The organism is Streptococcus infantis, from assembly GCF_047465185.1.
Lineage (GTDB): Bacteria > Bacillota > Bacilli > Lactobacillales > Streptococcaceae > Streptococcus > Streptococcus infantis_O.
Genome location: NZ_JASHAJ010000001.1, coordinates 234,422 through 255,986, shown reverse-complemented (window position 1 = coordinate 255,986; position 21,565 = coordinate 234,422). Strand labels below are relative to the sequence as shown.

28 protein-coding genes are annotated in these 21,565 nt (G+C 39.0%); 11 read left to right on the top strand and 17 right to left on the bottom strand.

From position 1 onward, the window contains the following. Positions 1-41: 41 nt before the first annotated feature. Genes QM382_RS01220 through QM382_RS01210 form a run of 3 tightly spaced genes read right to left on the bottom strand, consistent with a single transcriptional unit; the run spans position 42 to position 3,175 of the window. Entirely contained in the window at positions 42-1,301 is a 1,260-nt protein-coding gene (locus QM382_RS01220) for an ABC transporter permease (protein ID WP_414272170.1), read from the bottom strand. 1 nt (position 1,302) lies between these two features. Beyond that, positions 1,303-2,004: an ABC transporter ATP-binding protein gene (locus tag QM382_RS01215; protein ID WP_225750181.1), complete on the bottom strand. Its 702-nt coding sequence runs from the start codon at positions 2,002-2,004 to the stop codon at positions 1,303-1,305. Then, the gene (locus QM382_RS01210) at positions 1,988-3,175 is read right to left on the bottom strand and encodes an efflux RND transporter periplasmic adaptor subunit (RefSeq protein ID WP_414272169.1); all 1,188 of its coding nucleotides are present in this window, start codon (positions 3,173-3,175) and stop codon (positions 1,988-1,990) included. Before QM382_RS01210 ends, QM382_RS01215 begins: the two co-directional genes overlap by 17 nt. Positions 3,176-3,414: 239 nt before the next feature. Here QM382_RS01210 and gor point away from each other — a divergent pair, with 239 nt between their 5' ends. Continuing rightward, entirely contained in the window at positions 3,415-4,761 is a 1,347-nt protein-coding gene (gor, locus tag QM382_RS01205; protein WP_414272168.1) for a glutathione-disulfide reductase, read from the top strand. A gap of 139 nt (positions 4,762-4,900) precedes the next feature. Then, positions 4,901-5,440, top strand: coding sequence for a biotin transporter BioY (locus QM382_RS01200; protein WP_247921387.1), 540 nt, complete (start codon positions 4,901-4,903; stop codon positions 5,438-5,440). 51 nt (positions 5,441-5,491) lie between these two features. Here QM382_RS01200 and QM382_RS01195 read toward each other — a convergent pair whose 3' ends face one another. Then, the gene (locus QM382_RS01195) at positions 5,492-5,707 is read right to left on the bottom strand and encodes a YdbC family protein (protein WP_414272167.1); all 216 of its coding nucleotides are present in this window, start codon (positions 5,705-5,707) and stop codon (positions 5,492-5,494) included. A 92-nt stretch (positions 5,708-5,799) separates the two neighbouring features. Between QM382_RS01195 and QM382_RS01190 the strand changes: the two genes are divergently transcribed. Next, positions 5,800-6,120 (top strand): hypothetical protein, encoded by a 321-nt coding sequence (locus QM382_RS01190; protein ID WP_414272166.1) that lies wholly within the window; start codon positions 5,800-5,802, stop codon positions 6,118-6,120. A 29-nt stretch (positions 6,121-6,149) separates the two neighbouring features. Here the strand turns inward: QM382_RS01190 and QM382_RS01185 are convergent, their stop codons facing one another. The 6 genes from QM382_RS01185 to rpsP all read right to left on the bottom strand — a co-directional run bounded on the left by QM382_RS01185 (position 6,150) and on the right by rpsP (position 8,709). Further along, positions 6,150-6,488: an ATP cone domain-containing protein gene (locus QM382_RS01185; RefSeq protein WP_004253071.1), complete on the bottom strand. Its 339-nt coding sequence runs from the start codon at positions 6,486-6,488 to the stop codon at positions 6,150-6,152. A gap of 12 nt (positions 6,489-6,500) precedes the next feature. Next, a complete protein-coding gene (gene trmD / locus QM382_RS01180; protein WP_414272165.1) occupies positions 6,501-7,220 on the bottom strand; it encodes a tRNA (guanosine(37)-N1)-methyltransferase TrmD in 720 nt (239 codons plus the stop codon). Then, positions 7,210-7,728 carry a ribosome maturation factor RimM gene (rimM, locus tag QM382_RS01175; protein ID WP_070888711.1) on the bottom strand — a complete coding sequence of 173 codons (519 nt, stop codon included), beginning with the start codon at positions 7,726-7,728 and terminating at the stop codon, positions 7,210-7,212. The genes trmD and rimM overlap by 11 nt, the downstream gene beginning before the upstream one ends. 74 nt (positions 7,729-7,802) lie before the next feature. Then, entirely contained in the window at positions 7,803-8,135 is a 333-nt protein-coding gene (locus tag QM382_RS01170) for a MazG nucleotide pyrophosphohydrolase domain-containing protein (RefSeq protein ID WP_414272164.1), read from the bottom strand. 42 nt (positions 8,136-8,177) lie between these two features. Beyond that, positions 8,178-8,417, bottom strand: a complete 240-nt coding sequence (gene kphA, locus QM382_RS01165; protein ID WP_000379617.1) for an RNA-binding protein KphA — start codon at positions 8,415-8,417, stop codon at positions 8,178-8,180. A gap of 19 nt (positions 8,418-8,436) precedes the next feature. After that, complete coding sequence (rpsP, locus tag QM382_RS01160; RefSeq protein WP_004253064.1) at positions 8,437-8,709, bottom strand: 30S ribosomal protein S16; 273 nt, start codon at positions 8,707-8,709, stop codon at positions 8,437-8,439. Positions 8,710-9,189: 480 nt separating this feature from the next. Here rpsP and QM382_RS01155 point away from each other — a divergent pair, with 480 nt between their 5' ends. From QM382_RS01155 to QM382_RS01120, 8 genes are all read left to right on the top strand, one after another. Further along, positions 9,190-9,786 carry a DUF3796 domain-containing protein gene (locus tag QM382_RS01155; RefSeq protein ID WP_414272163.1) on the top strand — a complete coding sequence of 199 codons (597 nt, stop codon included), beginning with the start codon at positions 9,190-9,192 and terminating at the stop codon, positions 9,784-9,786. A gap of 2 nt (positions 9,787-9,788) precedes the next feature. Then, entirely contained in the window at positions 9,789-10,013 is a 225-nt protein-coding gene (locus QM382_RS01150; protein ID WP_373113829.1) for a helix-turn-helix transcriptional regulator, read from the top strand. A 260-nt stretch (positions 10,014-10,273) separates the two neighbouring features. Beyond that, positions 10,274-10,420 carry a hypothetical protein gene (locus QM382_RS01145; protein WP_229026676.1) on the top strand — a complete coding sequence of 49 codons (147 nt, stop codon included), beginning with the start codon at positions 10,274-10,276 and terminating at the stop codon, positions 10,418-10,420. A 112-nt stretch (positions 10,421-10,532) separates the two neighbouring features. Next, entirely contained in the window at positions 10,533-11,276 is a 744-nt protein-coding gene (locus tag QM382_RS01140) for a DeoR/GlpR family DNA-binding transcription regulator (protein ID WP_414272162.1), read from the top strand. 13 nt (positions 11,277-11,289) lie between these two features. Further along, positions 11,290-12,108: an HAD family hydrolase gene (locus QM382_RS01135; protein ID WP_414272454.1), complete on the top strand. Its 819-nt coding sequence runs from the start codon at positions 11,290-11,292 to the stop codon at positions 12,106-12,108. A gap of 65 nt (positions 12,109-12,173) precedes the next feature. Beyond that, positions 12,174-12,980: a peptidylprolyl isomerase gene (locus tag QM382_RS01130; RefSeq protein WP_414272161.1), complete on the top strand. Its 807-nt coding sequence runs from the start codon at positions 12,174-12,176 to the stop codon at positions 12,978-12,980. A gap of 26 nt (positions 12,981-13,006) precedes the next feature. Further along, on the top strand, positions 13,007-13,246 hold the full coding sequence (locus QM382_RS01125; protein WP_414272160.1) for a zinc-ribbon domain-containing protein: 240 nt from the start codon (positions 13,007-13,009) through the stop codon (positions 13,244-13,246). Positions 13,247-13,353: 107 nt separating this feature from the next. Then, positions 13,354-14,655 (top strand): hypothetical protein, encoded by a 1,302-nt coding sequence (locus QM382_RS01120; RefSeq protein WP_414272159.1) that lies wholly within the window; start codon positions 13,354-13,356, stop codon positions 14,653-14,655. A gap of 104 nt (positions 14,656-14,759) precedes the next feature. Here QM382_RS01120 and QM382_RS01115 read toward each other — a convergent pair whose 3' ends face one another. The 7 genes from QM382_RS01115 to QM382_RS01085 form a co-directional block, all read right to left on the bottom strand. Beyond that, positions 14,760-16,301, bottom strand: a complete 1,542-nt coding sequence (locus QM382_RS01115; RefSeq protein ID WP_414272158.1) for an ABC-F family ATP-binding cassette domain-containing protein — start codon at positions 16,299-16,301, stop codon at positions 14,760-14,762. After that, positions 16,282-16,776, bottom strand: coding sequence for a VanZ family protein (locus tag QM382_RS01110; protein WP_254729706.1), 495 nt, complete (start codon positions 16,774-16,776; stop codon positions 16,282-16,284). The genes QM382_RS01115 and QM382_RS01110 overlap by 20 nt, the downstream gene beginning before the upstream one ends. Position 16,777: 1 nt before the next feature. Then, entirely contained in the window at positions 16,778-17,863 is a 1,086-nt protein-coding gene (gene rlmN, locus QM382_RS01105; RefSeq protein WP_254729704.1) for a 23S rRNA (adenine(2503)-C(2))-methyltransferase RlmN, read from the bottom strand. A 16-nt stretch (positions 17,864-17,879) separates the two neighbouring features. Then, the gene (locus QM382_RS01100; protein WP_254729702.1) at positions 17,880-18,413 is read right to left on the bottom strand and encodes a YutD family protein; all 534 of its coding nucleotides are present in this window, start codon (positions 18,411-18,413) and stop codon (positions 17,880-17,882) included. A gap of 167 nt (positions 18,414-18,580) precedes the next feature. Beyond that, positions 18,581-19,486, bottom strand: coding sequence for an aquaglyceroporin Gla (gene gla, locus QM382_RS01095; RefSeq protein WP_414272157.1), 906 nt, complete (start codon positions 19,484-19,486; stop codon positions 18,581-18,583). Between the two features lie 158 nt (positions 19,487-19,644). Further along, the gene (locus QM382_RS01090; protein ID WP_247921377.1) at positions 19,645-20,811 is read right to left on the bottom strand and encodes an ATP-grasp domain-containing protein; all 1,167 of its coding nucleotides are present in this window, start codon (positions 20,809-20,811) and stop codon (positions 19,645-19,647) included. A gap of 12 nt (positions 20,812-20,823) precedes the next feature. Then, the gene (locus tag QM382_RS01085; protein ID WP_247921376.1) at positions 20,824-21,564 is read right to left on the bottom strand and encodes an esterase family protein; all 741 of its coding nucleotides are present in this window, start codon (positions 21,562-21,564) and stop codon (positions 20,824-20,826) included. Position 21,565 lies beyond the last annotated feature (1 nt).

Genomic DNA, 21,565 nt, shown 5'->3' with positions numbered 1-21,565 from the left:
CCATACAAAAACAAGACAGACAAATGTCTATCTTGTTTATCTTATTCATAACGAAGGGCTTCAATCGGATCAAGCTTAGAAGCCTTATTGGCTGGTAAAACACCAAATATCATTCCGATACCAGCTGATACCGCTAAACTAAAGAGAGCGATTGGAATGGATACGCCAACTTCGATTCCTGCAATCATGTTTTGAAGTAGAGCCCCTGCAAGCATCGTCACTCCTGCAGCGAACAGAAGACCGATGAAGCCACCTAACATGGTCAAAATCATAGATTCAATCAAAAATTGAACCAGAATATTCCCACGTGTTGCTCCTAGCGCTTTACGTAGACCAATCTCACGAGTACGCTCTGTCACTGAAACAAGCATAATGTTCATAACACCAGTACCACCGACAAAAAGGGAAATCCCCGCAATAGCACTAATAATCGTTGTTATGAAGGCAAAGAGTTGTTGAATTTCTTGGAAGGCAGCAGACGCATCTGCAACTTGATATTCCCCTTGTTGAAGACCTGCAATCTCTGTCATTCTTCTAGCCAATTCTGGACCCAAAGTCTGAGTCAGGGTCGTATCGTTAACACGAAACACAATATCAGAAATTTCGTCGGTGTTAAAATTGGCCGCAAGAGAAATATTGGTCGTGATTGGTAGTCCTCCAATCCCAAAGGTTTTTGCAGCCTTAGCTTCCTTACTTGCATAAACACCAATAACACGATAACTGATTTCATTTACTTCAACAATTTGGTTGAGAGCTTCTTGTGCTGAACCAAAAAGGCTATTAGCAAGTTCTTCATCTAAAATGATAACACTAGCGAAATCCTTATAATCTTGTGTTCTTAAACTACGGCCTGCAACGATTTTGTTTTCAACCGCATCCATATAGGTGATGTTTCCACCTGTCAAGCTCGCACGTTCAACCTTTTTATCCTTATAAGTCAAGGTCACATTGGATGAGTTGGTTACATAGTAGCTGTCCACACCCTTGAGCTTAGCAGCTTCCTTGACCCAAGCTTCTTGAGGTTTTGGTGGTTCAACAATATCTTCTTCTTGTCCGCCAGACAAGGTCAGGGCAGATTGTTTTTGGGTAAAGGAACCGTCCTTACTCTTTTTAGGTGAGAAAAAGACATGAATGTCTTTCTGAGACTTGGTCATGTTTTTATTGACCTGACGAGACATGGAATCGCCCAAGGCCATGATCACGACAACTGAGGAAACACCGATGATAATACCAATCATGGTCAGGAAGGAACGCATCTTGTGGGCCATGATTGAAGAAAAGGCAAATTTCAGATTCTGCATCTTAGTTTTCCTCCTTTTCTTCGATACCACTGTCAGATGAAATGACACCATCGCGGATGACGATTTGACGCTTCGCATAGGCGGCAATTTCAGGCTCATGCGTTACCATAATGATGGTTTTTCCTTCTTTGTTTAATTCAACTAAGAGTTGCATGATCTGATTACCCGTTTTGGTATCCAGAGCTCCTGTTGGTTCATCAGCTAAGATGATAGAAGGATTGTTAACGAGAGCACGCGCTATGGCAACCCTTTGCTTCTGACCACCTGATAATTCCGAAGGTAAGTGATGGCTACGCTCGGTCAGTTCAACCTTTTCCAGATATTCTTCTGCTAGTTTGCGACGTTTAGAAGCTGAAACTCCTGCATAAATCAAGGGAAGTTCTACATTTTGTAGAGCATTCATTTTGGACAAGAGAAAGAATTGTTGAAAGACGAAGCCGATTTCTTGATTTCGAACCTTGGCTAATTGTTTTTCACCCAAACCAGCTACTTCTTTTCCGTCTAGAAAATACTGACCACTTGTAGGTGTATCTAACATACCAATTGTATTCATGAGGGTAGACTTACCAGAACCAGATGGTCCCATAATAGCCACAAATTCTCCCTCATGGACTTCTAGGTTAATGTCTTTAAGGACTTGAAGTTCTTGATCACCATTTCGATAGCTACGGCAGATATTTTTGAGGCTAATTAGTTGCTTCATCAGTCTTCACCTCTTTTCCTTCTTGCAAGGAAGCTGTCGGATTACTGATGACTTTTGCTCCATCTGTCAGACCAGATGTAATTTCTTGGTTTTCTGCATCTGCATTGCCCAATCCAACTTCAACTTTTTTGGCCTTTTGATTTTCATCAAGAATCCAAACATAGTTTTTATCTTCTTCCATCACAATGCTAGTAATCGGTACAAGCAATGCTTTACTCATGCTTTTGACTTCGACACTGACAGTAAAACCTTGTTTCAGATCACCAATTTCACTAGTTACATCGACCGTATATGGATATTTAGAACCTGTGTTTGAACCAGCTAAGCTACTGCTTGCTTCACTACTGTTCTTTGGATAATTTGAAATATAGCTAATCTTACCATTCCAAGTTTTATCTGGGTAAACTTTTGAAGTAAAGGTAACTTCTTGGCCTACAGATAGATTAGCAAGGTTGTACTCAGAAAGTTCTCCCTTGACCTGCAAGTTGTCGTTACTAACGATATGTACCAATACTTGGCTATTTCCTGTTGGAGATTTTGAAACATTGCGGTTGACTTCGACAACTGTACCTTCTACTGTACTCAAAACTGTAGCAGCATCCAACTGTGCTTGAGCTTTTTCAAGTTGTGCCGCTGCATCTGCACGAACATCACGCGCATCACTGATTTGTGAATCGATAGAAGCTGTAGCTGATGTAGAAGATTGTGCTTGGGTTTGGTCCGTAGCGCCTTCAATCCCAGCTTGAGGGAGCACAGGTGTTGCTGCGGCGGTATTTCGAGCCTCATTCAATTCATTGATATGACGGTCAGCTTTCGCAACTGCACGACTGGCAGCATCATAGGCAGCCTGAGCTTCAGTACTACTATACTTAACAAGAGCTTGGCCTTCACTTACCTTATCTCCGACAGAGACCGAAACCTCATCCAAGTCACCTTTACTAGCATCATAATAAACATATTGTTCATTTTGAGCTGTTACGGTACCAGATAAGAGAACCGATGAAGCCACTGACCCCTCTTTGGCAAGAACGATTTTTGCAGTTTCGTCTTGTGTTGCAGCTTGATTTGGTTGTCTCAATAGAAGAACAGCAGCTGCTCCTACTACAAGAACTGACGTAACTCCTATAGCTGTAAATAAGGGCCATTTTTTAGCTTTTGACTTCTTTTTCATTTTCATACCTCTTTTATAAACATATATTAAGATTATAGCACAAGTCCTAAAAATGGACAATTGCTTTCCGACTATCCAAAAATAATTGCCGAATCTTTTATTGTTGTGTTAGTTATATAATACAACTTCTTTTTTATTTTTGCAAGTATTTTCTTAAGAAATTTAAGCGTAGCAGATTTTTGCATTGACTTCCAAAAAAAGATAGAATATGACTAGAAAACAAATAAAGGAGCTTTCTTATGAGAGAATATGATATTATCGCCATCGGAGGAGGTAGCGGGGGAATTGCTACCATGAATCGTGCTGGTGAACATGGTGCTAAGGCGGCAGTTATTGAGGAAAAGAAATTAGGTGGAACTTGTGTCAACCTCGGCTGCGTTCCTAAGAAAATCATGTGGTATGGAGCACAAATTGCAGAGAGTATCCACAAATATGGACCTGACTATGGTTTCACAAGCACTAATAACGAATTTAATTTTGCAACACTTCGTAAGAATCGCGAAGCCTACATTGACCGTGCTCGCTCGTCTTACGATGGAAGCTTTAAGCGTAACGGAGTTGATTTAATTGAAGGACGTGCTGAGTTCGTTGATGCTCATACTGTCAGTGTTAATGGCGAATTGATCAGCGCTAAGCATATTGTGATTGCGACTGGAGCTCATCCTCATATCCCTGCTATTCCTGGTGCTGAACTAGGTGGTAGCTCAGATGATGTCTTCGCCTGGGAAGAGTTACCTGAATCGGTAGCTATTCTAGGTGCTGGTTACATTGCCGTCGAACTAGCTGGTGTACTCCATACACTTGGAGTAAAGACTGACCTTTTTGTACGTCGTGAACGTCCACTACGTGGATTTGATAGCTATATCGTTGAGAGTCTAGTTCAAGAAATGGAAAATACTGGATTAAACCTCCACACCCATAAGGTTCCTGCTAAACTTGAAGAAACTGAACAAGGTATTACCATTCATTTCGAAGATGGCAGCACTCATACTGCCAGTCAAGTTATCTGGGCAACTGGTCGCCGTCCAAACGTTGAAGGACTTCAACTCGAAAAAGCTGGTGTTACCCTCAATGAACGTGGCTTTATCCAGGTTGATGAATACCAGAACACAGTCGTTGAAGGTATCTACGCACTTGGAGATGTTACAGGTGAAAAGGAACTAACGCCTGTAGCAATCAAGGCTGGTCGTACCCTATCCGAGAGACTTTTCAACGGTAAAACCAATGCCAAAATGGACTACACTACTATTCCAACTGTAGTCTTTTCACACCCAGCAATCGGAACAGTCGGTCTGACTGAGGAAGAAGCAATCAAAGAGTACGGTCAAGAAAACGTCAAAGTCTATACTTCAAAATTTGCATCTATGTATTCTGCCGTTACTAGTCACCGTCAAGAAGCTCGCTTCAAGCTCGTTACAGCTGGTGCAGACGAAAAGGTAGTTGGACTTCATGGTATCGGCTATGGTGTCGATGAAATGATTCAAGGTTTCGCAGTTGCTATCAAGATGGGAGCTACAAAAGCAGACTTTGATGCTACTGTCGCTATCCACCCAACTGGATCAGAAGAATTTGTGACCATGCGTTAAAAGAAAAGAGAGACCCCTTGGTCTCTTTTTTGTTTAAATCGGCTGTTACAATTTTGTAACCTTTTATTTTAAAATAGGTTGACATTTATATCTCATTCAGTATAATAGTTACTATAATTTATATAAGAGGTTAACTATTTTGAAAAAAGCACACATTTACGCTATCCCAGCTATCGGGGCTGCACTGATTGCTGTATTGGCCCAAATCAGTATGCCGATTGGTCCAGTTCCTTTCACTCTGCAAAACTTTGCTATCGGACTCATCGCTACTGTTTTTAGACCTAGAGAAGCTGTTCTCTCTGTCGGAATTTATCTCTTACTTGGGGCTATTGGCCTACCGGTCTTTGCTAACGGTGGAGCTGGATTTCATGTTTTAGTTGGACCAAGCGCTGGTTATCTTTGGTTCGACCTTGTCTATGCAGGGCTTGCTTCCTATCTCATTCACACCAATAGTGGTGTCCTACGTATTTTCTTTGCAAATCTCTTGGGAGATTCACTTGTTTTTGTCGGTGGTATTCTCAGTCTCCACTTCTTAGCTGGAATGCCTTTTGATAAGGCACTCGCTGTCGGTGTTATTCCCTTTATCATACCTGATCTTGCCAAAATTGTAGCCATTAGCTTCATCAGCCGACCACTACTCCAACGTCTTCGTACACAAGCTTATTTTTCAAGCAAATAAAAGAGGCCGGGAATTTCCCTAGCCTCTTTTTAATTAATCTTAGATGAAAGTTTATTGATTCTTAAAAGCATCCACCATGATTTGAAATTCTTCATTTGAGAGGGTAATTCCTTTCCCCATCTTGGCGTGGTCAGGACTCCAGCTACGAATGTCAAACTTCGCTGGCGCACCATTAAAGCTGACACGATTGATTTCTTTGGTCCATCCTTTTTCATTTTCAGATAGAGTAAGCAAGTGTTCTTCAATTTCAAATGTAAATTCTGCCATGTTTTTCTCCTTTTTGTTCTCAATTGATTATTCGAAAAATCTTGTAGATTTCATAAAATTTTTATATAATGATGTAAAGAAGGGAGGCCGGAATGAAAGATTTATTAAAACAGGCTTTGCAAAAAGTCCATGATTTTGTCAATGGACATGAAGATTCCATTCCTGAAAAAAGCGATCCCCTAATTGCTAGACTTGAAGAAGCCTTAGCTAAAAGAACAGCTGTACACATCATTTTTGCTGAGTCAAGTTTTACAGGCGATATTATCAAGTATGATACTGACCGCCAACAAATTATCGTTAAAAATTTCGCCAAAAACGTCAGCCGTATTATTCGAGTGTCGGATATTCGAAGAGTAACTTTCGTTCCTTCTACTATCCAAACGGCCCAAAAAAGAAGATTTAAGAAAGAGTGAGATGCTTCTATCATCTCACTCTTTTTATCTTAGCGAATTTGTTCAAAATGAAGGTGAACAGCGATGTGGTCGCCATAACCACTTCTCTCCAAATCACGTTGCAAACGGTAAGAGATATAGTGTTCTGCAATAGTGATATATCCTGCACCTAGTAAGCGGTGCTCAACCATTGATTGGATCATACTGATAGTTGCACGTTCTACTTTTGCTTCTTCCAAATCCAAAACAACCTTTTTAGTAACTTGAGCTAGATTTTGGCGCAAATCGTCCGTCAATACATAGACTGTTTGAGCTGCCTTGAGGATAGCTTGGTAGATTTTATCTGGATCAAAATCAGCGACTTGTCCATCACGTTTAATTACTTGCATAGTTTTCTCCTTTTAATTGTTATTTTCTTTAATTTCTGCTAACATTTTCTCTTCTTCTGCTGTCAATTCATACTCTTCCAGCAAATCAGGTCTACGTTGGTAGGTCTTCCTAAGGCTCTCATAGAGTCGCCATTGACGGATATTTTCATGGTGTCCACTCATAAGCACATCCGGAACTAACATACCACGAAAATCGTAAGGTCTTGTGTACTGAGGATATTCCAAGAGTCCTGATGAAAAGCTATCATCCTGGTGACTTGCTTCCTTTCCGATAACTTCTGGAATCAAGCGAACCGTCGCATCAATCATAGTCATTGCTGCTAGTTCTCCACCAGTCAAGACATAATCTCCTAACGAGATCTCATCCGTCACCAGAGTCTTAATCCGTTCATCATAACCCTCGTAGTGACCACAGATGAAGATCAGTTCTTCTTCTTGCGCTAAATCTTCCGCATAAGCCTGGTCAAACTGCTTACCGGCTGGATCCAATAGAATCACGCGCGGATTCTTTTTTTCAATGGCATCAAAGGCATCAAAGATGGGTTGTGCTCGGAGCAACATTCCTTGACCACCACCATAGGGTTCATCATCTACATGACGCGCCTTCTCTGCATATTCACGAAAATTATGGTAGTGGATATCTAAGAGTCCTTTTTCTCGAGCCTTTCCAACGATGGAATGTTCTAAGGGTGTGAACATTTCTGGAAAAAGGGTTAAAATATCAATCTTCATCGTCTAACCCTTCCAAGAGTTCAACATCCACACGGTTATTAGGAATATCTATATTAAGGACAACAGGCGGAATATAGGGTAAGAGCAGGTCACGTTTGCCTTTACGTTTGACCACCCAGACATCATTGGCACCTGGCTGAAGGATTTCCTTGATGGTTCCAATCAAGTTATCTCCCTCATAGACTTCTAAACCGATAATCTCGTGGTAGTAAAACTCACCATCATCAAGTTCATTGAGATTCTCCTCAGCAACCTTTAGACTGTAACCCTTGTATTTTTCAATGTCATTGATATGGTACATATCCTTGAACTTAATGATATCGAAGTTTTTGTGCTTACGATGGCTAGCGATAACCACTGTTCGCACAAATTGATCTTTTTCATCAAATAAGGCAAGTTCTGCCCCTTTTTTAAAGCGTTCTTCAGTAAAATCTGTCACTGACAAGACTCGCATCTCACCCTGCAAGCCCTGAGTATTGACAATTTTCCCAACGTTAAAATAGTTCATTTGATCTCCTGTATCTGTTTCTCCCTTTATTTTATCATGTTACAGGGATTTTCACAAGTTGGAGAAAAGGAGAACTATGGAAGTTTTTTATCTAAAAAGCTTTCCAAATCTTGTACATGCTGATACTTGATGGATGCCTTTTTGTCTTTTTCAAAAATGGTCTTCGTTAGGTCAATATCGTTGATAGCTGCAATTGCCACTGTATAGTGAATGATATCTGCCAACTCCTTTGCCAATTCCTCGTTTGAATCTTGGACACCCTCTTTTCTACCGGAACGTCCATTTAAAACCTCAGCGACTTCTCCAACTTCTTCAACTAGTTTTATAAAGAGTCCTTCTTCTGTCCTAGATTGTTGATAATGGTCAAGTAAGTATTCCTCTAGTTGTCTAACTGTTAAATCTCTCATTCCTTCTCCTTGCAAAAAAAGCGAGACCATGTCCCGCTTTTCTTATTTTTCGTCAATAACGATTCTTACTTTTTTGTCTTCAGTTGGGACAGAGTAGACAATCGTTCTTATCGCAGAAATAGTGCGACCCTTACGACCGATTACACGACCCACATCGCTTTGGTCAAGATCCAAATGATACTCCAAAAATTCTGGTGTATCTTCAATCTTGATAGTTAAGGCATCTGGTTGTGAAATCAAAGGTTTCACAATTGCAATAATGAGATTTTCAATTGTATCCATCTGTCAACCTACTTTAAACTTATTTTGAGAATTTAGAATCGTGGAATTTCTTCAATACGCCTTCTTTTGAAAGGATGTTGCGAACTGTATCTGAAGGTTGAGCTCCATCAGCCAACCATGCAAGAATACGGTCTTCTTTCAAAGTTACCTGGTTTTCTTCAACAAGTGGGTTGTAAGTTCCAACTGTTTCGATGAAACGTCCGTCACGTGGTGAACGTGAATCTGCTACGTTAATACGGTAGAAAGGTTTTTTCTTAGAACCCATACGAGTCAAACGGATTTTAACTGCCATTTTTAATATCTCTTTTCTTTTATTTTTTAGTTCGGTGAAATAGCTAAGCTATTTAGCACATGTTCTATTATAGCAGATTTCTGAGAGGTGTCAAGAAAAAAACTTGACAGAGTTTAAAATTTTTAAATTTTTTAGACTAATAGGGATAAATTAGAAAGAGAAAATTAACTTCTACACCTACAAAGCTTATTCTGACAGACTTTATAACAGTCTAAGAAAAAAAGTAGAGATTCATACAGTATCTAGATTTTCCAAAAATTCTTTATCATCAAATATTATTAACGAAACTATCCAAACCAGATCCGATGCATTGCTTCAAAGAATTCTTTAGTTGTTTGACTAGCGAGGTCTTTAATTAAAAAATTTTTCCAAATAATTGCCACCTTGGCATATAAATTCTTGCTTTCCAAATTTAAATGTGATATATTTATAACATAAATTTAAGTGTTATATATTTATAACACAAAAAAGGAGTCTATCATGAAAAAAAGTCAAAAAATGCGTGGCCTCATTGCAATGATTGCCGTAGCTCTCTTTATTGATTTTATTGTTTTATTTGGTTCTAATCTTAGTTGGGGACCCAAGTTAGTTATTACTGGTATTTCAGTGCAATGTCAAATTGTAGCTATTTGGAGCTGGCTACATATGAAACTATGGCCTCATAAAAGTCAGAAAGGTAAGGGAAAGATTATTTTTGACTTGTCTGCTAAGCTTTACACGATACTTTTGTTTGCAGCAAGTATTTTTTATACATTAGGAATTTGGGTTGCAACCCCAAGCGAAAGTTCTGGTATTAAAGAATGGATTTTGGGAATTGGCCTCGTTATTGAAGTGATTGTATTTGCTTTTTTCTGTTTGAAAAATGTCAAGGAAACTCCGGACGAACGCTTTTATGCTAATTTAGCCAAGGCAGCTAGCTTGATGTTTGTTTTTATACTAGGCGCACTGATGATCCTAACAGTTATCATTGGGTATATGGGGTCTCTCACTCTTTACATGGGACAGATATTTTTTAGCATAGCTGCCTTGATTTGCATCTTTGCGGTTGTCTATCTTATCTTGGAACGGAGAGGATAAGTATGGCCAAAGAAAGCAATATTATTACTAATCTCAAATCTGTTCGTGAGTCCACAGGCATGACCCAGCAGGAGTTAGCCGACCTCATCGGCATGCGACGCGAGACAATTCTGCACTTGGAAAATAACCGTTACAATCCTTCACTGGAAATGGCTCTTAAAATTGCTCAAGTTTTTGATTTGAAAGTAGAAGACCTCTTTGAACTCAGACAGAAAGAGGAAGCATAATTCTTTTCGAGACCTAGCATTAAGTTCAATGATTAATTAGAAATTGAGCCAAAAGAAAAATCCTTTGAAAATGTTCTCTTTTAAAATATAGTAATTCTTATGGCATTGATATCCCAAAACATTTAGATACGCTTGTTGAAAAAGGATATGCTACTATCGAAACCGCCTTTGACTCGCTTGACCATCTAAATGCCACTACAAAAAAGAATATCCTTAAAAAGAAGGGGGTTGCCGGACTTTCTAAGATGAAGGCTGCCGACTTGAATCAAGCATTTCATGACCATTTTTCAGAAGAAGAATTATCCCAGTGTTTCTCCATCCGTGGCTATAAACTGACCCCTAAAGGGGAACAAGCGCTCAAAGACCATCAGGCAATCATTGACCGCCATCCTAAAAAGAATCTTTAATCAACCAATACTGGTTGATTTTTTTGTAATTTTTTAAAACACTTACAAATCATTACAATTATTGACAAATACTTACAAAAAGAGTATAGTATTAAAAAAAGGAGGAATTCCTATGTACCAAGCACAAAGATTAGAAGAAATCATAAAACTTTTAGAAGATAGAGGAAGTCTATCGGCAAGAGAAATGATTGACTATTTCCAAGTATCCAAGGATACTATCCGGAGAGATTTTTCCATTCTTGCAAAGGAAAAGCGAGCGCAACGAACTCACGGAGGTTTGTTGCCAATAAAAAAACAAATCATTCTTGATTTTCAAGGACGAGCAGCTAAATCTAATAAAGAAAAAGAAAAAATCGCTCACTTAGCCAATGAACTCATTTCCGATTCACAACTGATATTCTTTGATGTTTCAACCACTATACTTGAGTTAGCAAAAATTATAGATAAAAAAGTTACTATTTTCAGTCATTCATTAGATAACGCAATTATCTTAGGAAATAATGAAAATGTCGATTTTCATATTCTCGGTGGAAAATTTCATAGACAGAATCGTTTTTATTATTCATTAGAAGAATCCAACACTTTAAAGGGAATTAGATTTGATGTAGCATTTTTTGGTGCTGCTAGTCTTTCAGACGGACAAGTTAGCTTTGAGGATCAAGAAGATGTTCTCATGAAAAAAAGAGCATTTAAAACAAGTGCTATTCGTGTTTTGCTAGCTGAAACAGGAAAGATAAACAAACACTCTCATTTTATACTTTCTGAACTAGCTGATTTTGATTACTGGATTACAGATAAAGAGCCTGATGTAGAAATACAAGAATCTTTAGATGGTAGAACAACAATACTATTTTAAAAAGGAGCAAAATATGTCAAGAATTAAATTAATTATGAGTGATATTGACGGCACTATTTTGGATAAAAATCACCAATTAGATTCTTATTTGATAGAACTGATGCCGCTTTTAAAACAACGTGATATTCCTTTTGTTTTAGCTTCTGCTAGGTCTCCTCTCGGTATAGCGCCAATTTCTAAAGAACTTGGCATCACCGACTTTCCTATTGCCTGCTATAATGGAGCACTCATCAGTTTAGGAGATAAAATCCTAAGTCAGCATTCTATTGATAAAAGCGAATTGCTCTTACTTCATGACTTTTTGAAAAAAGAATTCCCGACAGTTTCTATAAATGTTTATTCTGGAAAAGATTGGCTTGTGAATACTATTGATGAATGGGTAGAAATCGAAGCAACTATTACTGGAGAAAGTCCAAAAGTTACATCTTTAGCAGATTTTATAAGAGACGAGAAAACTCTTGTTCATAAACTTTTGCTGATAGATAATACGGATACCATACAGAAACTTCAAAAAAACTTATCCTCAATAGATTTCCCTCAAACCGACTTCTATCTCTCTAAAGATAACTATCTTGAAGTCACACATAATCAAGTATCCAAAAAACAAGCTCTGTTAGAATTAGCCAAGTATTATCAACTATCACTTAATGAAATTATGACCATTGGAGATAATTATAATGATATTCCCATGATTGAAACCGCAGGGCTAGGTATAGCAATGGGGAATGCTCCTAGAGATGTCAAAACTTGTGCAAAAGCAGTTACTGACTCTAATGAACAAAATGGTGTAAGTAAAGCTATAAAGTTGCATGTGTTAGATAAATATTCTTAATTGAATATTTGAAATCCACCTCCTTTTAGGGTACAATGGTAAAAATGATTTTTGAGAGGATTAACATGAAAAAATTAGCTACACTACTACTCATATCTACCTTTGCCCTTGGTGGATGTACAAGCATCCAACGTGTTCTTCGTGGTGATGATTACGTAGATTCTAAAATTGCTACTGAAGAAAGTTCTAAAACCGCTACTCAAGCAGAAAAAGATTTCAAAGACGCTTTAACCAATGAAAATGCTAACTTCCCTCAACTTTCTAGGGAAGTAGCTGAAGACGAAGCTGAAGCTATCATTCACACAAGTCTGGGTGATATTCGTATCAAACTTTTTCCAAAGCTAGCCCCTCTTGCGGTAGAAAACTTCTTGACTCATGCTAAAGAAGGTTACTACAATGGTGTGACTTTCCACCGTGTAATTGATGGATTTATGATACAAACAGGAGATCCGAAAGGTGATGGTACAGGTGGTGAATCTATCTGGCACGGTAAGGATCAAACAAAAGACAAGGGAACAGGTTTTAAAAACGAAATCTCTCCATACCTCTATAATATCCGCGGTGCTCTATCTATGGCCAATACTGGTCAACCAAACTCAAATGGTAGCCAGTTCTTCATCAACCAAAGTACAACAGACTATTCAGCTAAACTTCCTACAAATAGCTATCCTAAGAAAATTATCCAAGCCTACAAAGAAGGTGGAAATCCTACTCTCGATGGGAAACACCCAGTCTTTGGTCAAGTGATTGATGGGATGGATGTAGTAGATAAAATTGCCAAGGCTGAAAAAGACGAAAAAGATAAACCAACTACTGCTATTACCATCGACAGTATCGAAATTGTTAAAGACTACGATTTCAGTAAACAATAACACCATTAACTATAAGGAGTATAAAAATGATTCTATTTTGGGGGTCAAAAGGTTACCAAAAAGTGTTGGGACATACACAAACTGCTATCGAATGTGACCATTGTAACAATGTTGGTACTTGGGAAATTACGGAATACGGACGTAAGTTTACTCTTTACTGGATTCCTCTCTTTCCTTATGGAAAAACTTATTTCGTTTCTTGCCCGATTTGTCATTATGGCAAAGAAATCCAAAAATCTGAGATTGAACAATATCTCAACTACTAAAAAGATAGGTCATTCTCTATCTTTTTTATTTACACTTTTATGTAAACGCTCTCTTTTTTGTTTCAAATATGATATAATTTAGTCAATAGTAACGAGGAGATTTTCCTATGAAACCCTATAAAATCAACCTATTCCGGCTTGGTTTACTATTGCCAACATATTTAGTCTTTAATGTTGTATATTCGATTGTTTATGACTCTGCAGGACTTGCTTTAATAATCTTGTGGCCAGTATTTTTCTTATCATATGTGGCAATTGTAGTTGGAAATATTTTTATATTTCGAGACATCTCAAAATTAAAATCTGCCTTCAAAGACAATGACTTGATTCAAAAGACTTCTACTATACAGTTAGTATTAGCTACAATTGGAGCTTTCCTGCAAATAGTAGGTTTTAAGGGGGCTCCACTTAATTACATTGATAATTATCCACTACTAGTTAGCGCTAGTATTGTGTACTCTATCGTTCTCCTTATCGGTATTTATCAGATAATAAAGCTAGGTCAGGGAAAAGATATTTTAGCTATACTTGGTTTTATCTTTGGGGCTACGGTAATTTTTCTTACTAGCATAGCACTGCTCACAGCCTCTTTCTCTCCCTCTTCGCCAGCCAATACATACTCTACTCCCAATTTTGCTGAGGAATTCCAATCTCTTGGGCTTAAGGGAAAGGTTGAGTTAGTTGATAAACACAGAGAGATTGAAGCATTTTATGGAACAGCCTACAAGCTAACATATACAGAAAATTTATCAGATGGAACTATTTTAAAAGAAACTACTACTGCAAAAATTCATGGAAAGGATGGAGAACATTTATCAAATTTCTTTCTTCTTTCAGGAACAGATCTTGAAACACTTCTTAACGACAAAGAAAAGGCACTATTTACTACTGTCAAACAAGACGAATTCAGTTTCTTGCTAGATGTAAACCAAGAAAGGCCGAATTTCCAACAAGAAGAAGATAGTATCAAAAATGCTACTGCTGACAAAATAAATAAGCTTTTTGATACACCAGGAAAAATTGCTTCTAGTTTTGAATTTAGAAAATATCCAATAGAAAACTACTATGTGGCAATTATGGCGCAGGCTGTCAGCAATCGGGAAAAAGGAGATTCTGACGCAGCCGGCTTTTATAATATTACAACAAATGATCTCATGAAAAACAAGGGTCTTACTCTCGATATTGATTGTGACCTTTCGAATATAAAGGCAGAAAATGCTAGTCCTGTGGACGCCTTTAAGGAAAAAATCTTATCTTTACCAAAAAATTCATTTTCCGATGGAATCTATCACATCACTTGTTCTTATGATGAAAATGGAATAAAAAAGAAAGTTACTTGCCCATTTGTTGTTGAAGGTGGTGTGGGACACTTTGAGGAGAACGTAATCGAAGGAAATCAAACCAATTAGTTATTTTTGATACAGAAACAGAGCGGAAGAAATACGACTTCTACTATTTGCTGCAACCCACGTAAAAAAAGCCAAGCCGATGAGACTTGGCTTTTTTATGACTTTTATGTTAGCTCATTGAAATCCCAGATTTGATCCATCCAACCTTCATAGAAGTCTGGTTCGTGGCAAACCATAAGTATAGAGCCCTTATACTCTTTTAGAGCACGTTTGAGTTCGTCCTTGGCATCCACATCCAAGTGGTTGGTAGGCTCGTCTAGAACAAGGACATTGTTCTCACGATTCATCAAGAGACAGAAACGAACCTTGGCTTGTTCCCCACCTGATAAGACTTGAATTTGGCTTTCGATATGCTTCGTTGTCAAACCACAGCGGGCAAGGGCTGCACGAACTTCTGCTTGATTGAGGGCCGGAAAGGCATTCCAAACAGCTTCTAATGGTGTTTGGCGATTGCCACCCTCCACTTCCTGTTCAAAGTAGCCGAGTTCTAGATAGTCCCCACGTTCAACCTCCCCAGCAATTGGTGGAATAATTCCTAAGAGACTTTTCAAAAGAGTTGTTTTACCAATACCGTTGGCACCAATGATGGCAACCTTTTGATTGCGTTCAAAGGTGAGATTTAAAGGTTTGGTAAGCGGACGGTCATAACCAATCTGTAAATCCTTGGCTTGGAAAATAAAGCGACCAGGTGTACGAGCTGGTTTAAAATCAAAGGACGGCTTTGGTTTCTCACTTTGAAGCTCGATAATGTCCATCTTGTCCAATTTCTTCTGGCGAGACATAGCCATGTTTCGAGTTGCGACACGAGCTTTGTTACGGGCTACGAAATCCTTGAGGTCCGCAATTTCTTTCTGTTGACGCTCATAGGCTGCCTCCAGTTGAGATTTCTTCATAGCATAGACTTCTTGGAACTGGTAGTAATCGCCAGAGTAGCGTGTCAACTGTTGATTTTCTACATGATAGACGATATTGATCACATCATTTAGGAAAGGAATATCATGCGAAATAAGAACAAAGGCATTCTCATAGTTTTGGAGATAGCGCTTGAGCCAGTCAATATGCTCCGCATCTAGATAGTTGGTTGGCTCATCCAAAAGCAAGATATCTGGCTTTTCAAGAAGGAGTTTGGCTAAGAGAACCTTGGTTCTTTGTCCACCTGACAAGGCGGTTACGTCCGTATCCATACCATAATCCATGACACCAAGAGCACGCGCGACTTCGTCAATCTTAGCATCCAATGTATAGAAATCACGACTCTCTAAACGATCTTGGAGTTCTCCAACTTCGTCCATCAGAGCTTCGATATCTGCACCTTCTTCTGCCATTTCCATGTAAAGGTCATTGATGCGAGCTTCGGCTTTGAATAATTCGTCAAAGGCAGTACGAAGAACATCACGTACGGTTTGACCTTCTTTGAGCACAGCATGCTGGTCCAGGTAACCTGCTGTCACATATTTAGACCATTCCACCTTACCTTCGTCCGGTAGCATTTTACCAGTCACGATGCTCATAAAGGTTGATTTCCCCTCACCATTGGCACCGACTAAGCCGATGTGTTCACCCTTGAGGAGACGGAAAGACACGTCTTCAAAAATCGCACGGTCTCCAAAACCGTGACTCAAATTCTTAACTTCTAAGATACTCATTATAATTCCTTATCTTGTTTCTATGTAGTAGTTTATAAAGGACCCAAGCCAGGTAGCCACCCAAAGTATTGGTCCATAAATCATCAATCTCAAATACCCTGTTAAAATCAAAGAAAAAATCTAAAATTAGTTGCGTACACTCTATGCTCAAGCTCAATAAAAAGCTAAACAAAATCACTTTCTTCGTTTTTCTTAGAGCAGGTATAAGATAGAGAAGCTGGAAAATCAGTGGGAAGAGCAAGAGGATATTTAAGGCATTTTGCAAAAATATCCAGAATAGCTGCAGAAGGCTAGTCACTTCACCCAATTTCCAAAAGGAGTTAAAAGGCGTCAAAAGAAAAACCAGGCGTCCAATAGTTTGAATACCTGGAGTTTCCACTCCTATCGGAAGTTTTGGCTGGGGAGTAAAACAAAAACAGACAATACAAAGACTGTATAGCACGACTCCCAAGCTTAGTAATTTTTTTCGTTTCATCTTATGGATTTACTTCAGCTACCGCTTTTTGGCGGTCACGCTTCATGGTATTTGAACGCAATTGTCCACATGCTGCATCGATATCAGTACCATGTTCCTGACGAACAACACAGTTGATGCCTTTCTTCTTGAGTGTATCATAGAAGGCCATCACGCGCTCTTTCGGACTACGACTGTACTGGTCATGTTCACTAACTGGGTTGTAAGGAATCAAGTTGACATATGACAATTTCTTGATATTTTTCAGCAATTCTACCAACTCAAGTGCTTGTTCCACTCCATCATTCACTTCATTGAGCATGATGTACTCAAAAGTTACGCGACGGTTAGTTGTTTCAATATAATACTCAATAGCTGCAAAGAGTTTTTCAATTGGGAAGGCACGGTTAATCTTCATGATACTTGAACGAAGTTCATTGTTTGGCGCATGAAGTGAGACAGCAAGGTTAACCTGCACACCTTCATTAGCAAACTCACGAATCTTGTGGGCCAAACCTGAGGTTGAAACAGTGATATGGCGAGCTCCGATTGCCATTCCCTTATCGTCATTGATGGTACGGATAAAGTTCAAAACGTTATTATAGTTATCAAATGGCTCTCCGATACCCATTACAACGATATGGCTTACACGTTCATCTTGTCCACGTTCGTCAAAATATTTTTGAACCAACATAATCTGGGCAACGATTTCCCCGTTATTGAGGTCACGTTGCTTCTTGATCAAACCTGATGCACAGAAGGTACAACCGATATTGCATCCTACTTGAGTTGTTACACAGACTGACAAACCATAGTGCTGACGCATCAGAACAGTCTCAATCAGCATCCCATCTGGCAATTCAAAGAGATATTTAACTGTCCCGTCAGCTGACTCTTGAACGATGCGTTGTTTCAAGGGATTGACAACAAACTGCTCGTTAAGCTTGGCAATCAAATCCTTAGACAAATTGGTCATTTCTTCAAATGTCTGAACACGTTTACGGTAAAGCCACTCCCAAATTTGGTCGGCACGGAATTTCTTTTCGCCCTGTTCCAAGACCCATTCTTGCATGCCTTGACGAGTTAAACTATAAATCGACGGTTTCATGTTTTCTCCTTATTCTCTAATCTTTCTGACGGATGACGAAATGACGTTGTCCTTTTTCTTCGTTCTGAGGTTTCTGTTCCTTACGACGTCGTCTATTTCTCTTGTCCGTATGATTTCTTTTCCTATTTTGAGAAGACTTCTTCCCTTTACGGTTGTCTTTCTCTTCTTCTCTCTTGCGCATTTTTTGGTCAAATGGTGCTCGTTTAGGAATCTCATTTTCTAAGACAAAGTAGGCACATCCATAGCTACAATACTCAAGTAGGTAATCTTGTAAACGACTGATTTTCTCCAAAGATTCTTCAGCTCGCTCATTCTTGTAGAATCCTCGCAAGCGCAACTGCTCATTGCTCCAGTCTCCTACAATATAATCATACTTATTTAAAACTTCCGAAAAGCGTTGAGTAAAAGCTGTTGCATCAAAAGCGTCCTTACTATTTTCAACCAAGGTAAAGTTAAACCCTTCAGCTTCGACTTTATCTCCAAATAGATGAAATTCAGGACCAGGGAATTTATTGTAATTATATAATTCAGGTGCAATCTCTTTACGCATAATATTCCTTTTTAACGTTTACTTAATACTCTATTTTACCATATTTTTGTCATATTTTCACCTTTAGTTTTAAAATGAAAAAAGTCTGACGATTTAAGCATTTAGGAGTTGAAGATCATTTCAAGTTTTGAAAAAGAAAAAACTGGGAAACTCCCAGTTTTTGATGATTACATGTAAAGTAATTTGAAGAGTGCTACAGCGGCAATAGCAGCAGCAATCGGTGCAACTACTGGTACCCAAGCATACCACCATTTTGAATCACCCTTGTGTTCACCAAGGATTGATTTTGGAAGTACTGCGTGAAGAAGACGTGGTCCAAAGTCACGAGCTGGGTTCAAACCTGGCCCTGTTGGTCCACCTAGTGAAGTAACCAAGGCCATTACAAGGAAACCAAGAGCCAAGTGTGCAACAGCAAGACCTGGTGACAAGAACGGAGCTACTTGAGTTTTTGCTTGTTCAAGAGCTGCAGTAACTTGTTCTTGAGGAATTGTTTGACCTTGAGCAGTCGCTTGTGCCACTTGTTCATTAATCAATGCTTGAGCTTTTGTAACTAATTCAGCACCAAAGAAGTTCTTTGTCATACCAAGTGCTGCAAAGAAAAGTACGAATGAACCAACGAACTCGTTGATAAAACCGTTAACTGAAGCTGCAAAGCGTGATTCTTTTGTTCCGTGGTCGATACTTGAAATTGTTGAGAAAGTTCCCAAGATGTTGTTTGGGTTTTCTGTCTTCAAGTAGTATGGACGGTGAGCTGCAACAACCAAGGCTTGTCCAAAGATTGCTCCCAAAACTTGAGCGATGATGTATTGAGCTACTTGTGACCAAGGGAAGAGACCGCTAACTGCAAGTCCAAGAGTGAAGGCTGGGTTGATATGGTTACCTGAAACATTACCAAACATCAAAGCTGGGATCATAACCCCCATACCGTAACCAACAGCGATAACGAGCCAGCCACTTTGGTGACCTTTCGTACCTTTAAGTTCAACGTTGGCAACTGCACCATTACCCAAGATAATCAAGATTGCTGTTCCCAAAAATTCAGTGGCATATTTGACTGCCCATGTGAAATCCATTGATAGATTCTCCTTAATATTTTTTAGACAATCCCTATTCTATCAATTTTTAGGGCTTTTAGCAACAGATTTTCTAAAAGAATCCTGTGAGAAAACGCTTTTATTTTTGCTCTTCAAAAAAGACCTAACAAAGAGAGTTTGTTAAGCCTTTATTTCAATTATTCTTGACGTTGTCCAAAGTCCTGAATCATCTGCTCCATTTCCTCACGACTTGATGTCGTTAGCATATAGAGATAATCTCCTTGCAATTCAGCAAAGGCTGCTGGCATGATTTTCTTAACTTTAAGTTGTTCACGATACTTATCAAAAAGTTCTTCTTCTGAATAAACATAGTTAGTATTTGCGCGACGGGATGTTGCCAAGCAATACTGGGTTTCAAACGGAGACTCTGGGAATGCTTCACCTGCAACGATAGCTGCATAGCCCTTGTACAAATCCAAGGAATGCGCATAGTTATAGACATCAATAGTGAAGCCACCTGCTGGACGGTTATTGTACTCAATGGCAATATAATCATCACCCTCACGGAAGAACTCGATATGGAAGAAGCGTTCCTTCATGCCAAATTCTTTGACAATTGCCTCACCATATTTACGCAATTTTGGATCCATATCTTTAAGAACATAATAAGAATTGTCCATCTTGTAAATCATGAGATCAAGTGGTGTATGTGCATAGTCAAAGGTCGTAGAAAAGACAATATTTCCATCTCTATCCACCAAACCATCGAAGGTACAGATTTCACTAGAGGTAACAAATTTTTCAAAGAAATAAATGGTTGAGTGGTCCCATTCAGCCTTAAAGTGGTTTACATCATCTTCTGTTTCAAGTTTGAAGGTTGCTGCTGCACCTACTCCATTATCAGGTTTGGCAATCATGGGAAGACCGATTTCTTTCACAGCTTTGTCAACATCTGCTTCTGTTTCAATGACAGTACCTGGCACAACTGGAACTCCAGCTTTTTTGAAGAGTTTTTTCATCTCAGATTTGAACTTGGTCTTCTTGAGGTCTTCTGGTTTGGCACCAAAAACATTGAACTGTTCACGAAGGGCAGCATCCAACTCAAGCCAGTATTCATTGTGTGATTCAATGCGGTCAATTGGACCATGCTTATAGAAAAGAAAGGCAACTGCTCGTTTAACCTCATCGATATTTTCAAGATTATCAACTCGGAAGTACTCCGTCAAGCTATTGCGCAATGGTTCATCTAGTTGTTCGTAGGGTTCTTGCCCAATCCCTAGAACTGTGATTCCTTTATTGGCTAACTCAATACTAAATTGCTGAAAATTTTGTGGGTAATAGGGTGAAATTACAAGATAATTCATAAGCAACTCCTTTTAAAGACTCATATGACCGAGGAAATATGGCATTTGTTTGCGCCACCATTCCCAGTCATGGGCAACATCGTGCCCCCATTCTGCAAACCAGGCAGGAATTTGTTTTTGGTCAAAGGCTTCTTTTAACTTGTAGTAAGAAGGCAGGCCATCTTGTTCCCAAGCACCTAGACCAGTACAAACAATAATCTCAGCCTGACGGTAACGATCAATAAACCAACCATCATTTTGATTCCAGATATAGTCTACTGGTGAATTTTGATAGATAGCATCATCGTTGTAGTAATCTCCAACAAAGAAACGAGCATCATAGACACCACTGAGGGCGATTACCTTGGTAAAGACATCTGGATGTTGGAGGAAGAAATTCAAAGCGTGATAGGCTCCCATAGAGCATCCTGTTGTCATCATACCGTCAAACCAGCCTGTCTTGTGCTTGATAAAAGGAATCGCTTCTTCAATCACATATCGTTCATAGGCACGGTGCATCTCAGCTTGATCATGACTATTTTTCCAAGTCGCAAGCCAGCTCTCACTATCTACACTTGAAAGGGTAAAGAACTGCACGCGACCTTCTTCAATAAAGGATGCACAAGTATCAATCATCCCAAAATCATAGTATTCATTGTGGCTACCACCTGAAGAAGCAAAGACAACAACTGGGATGCCTCCATGTCCGTATCGATTGACATACATTTCACGGTTAAGATGACCACTCCAGTGGCTAAGATGTTCAATATGCATA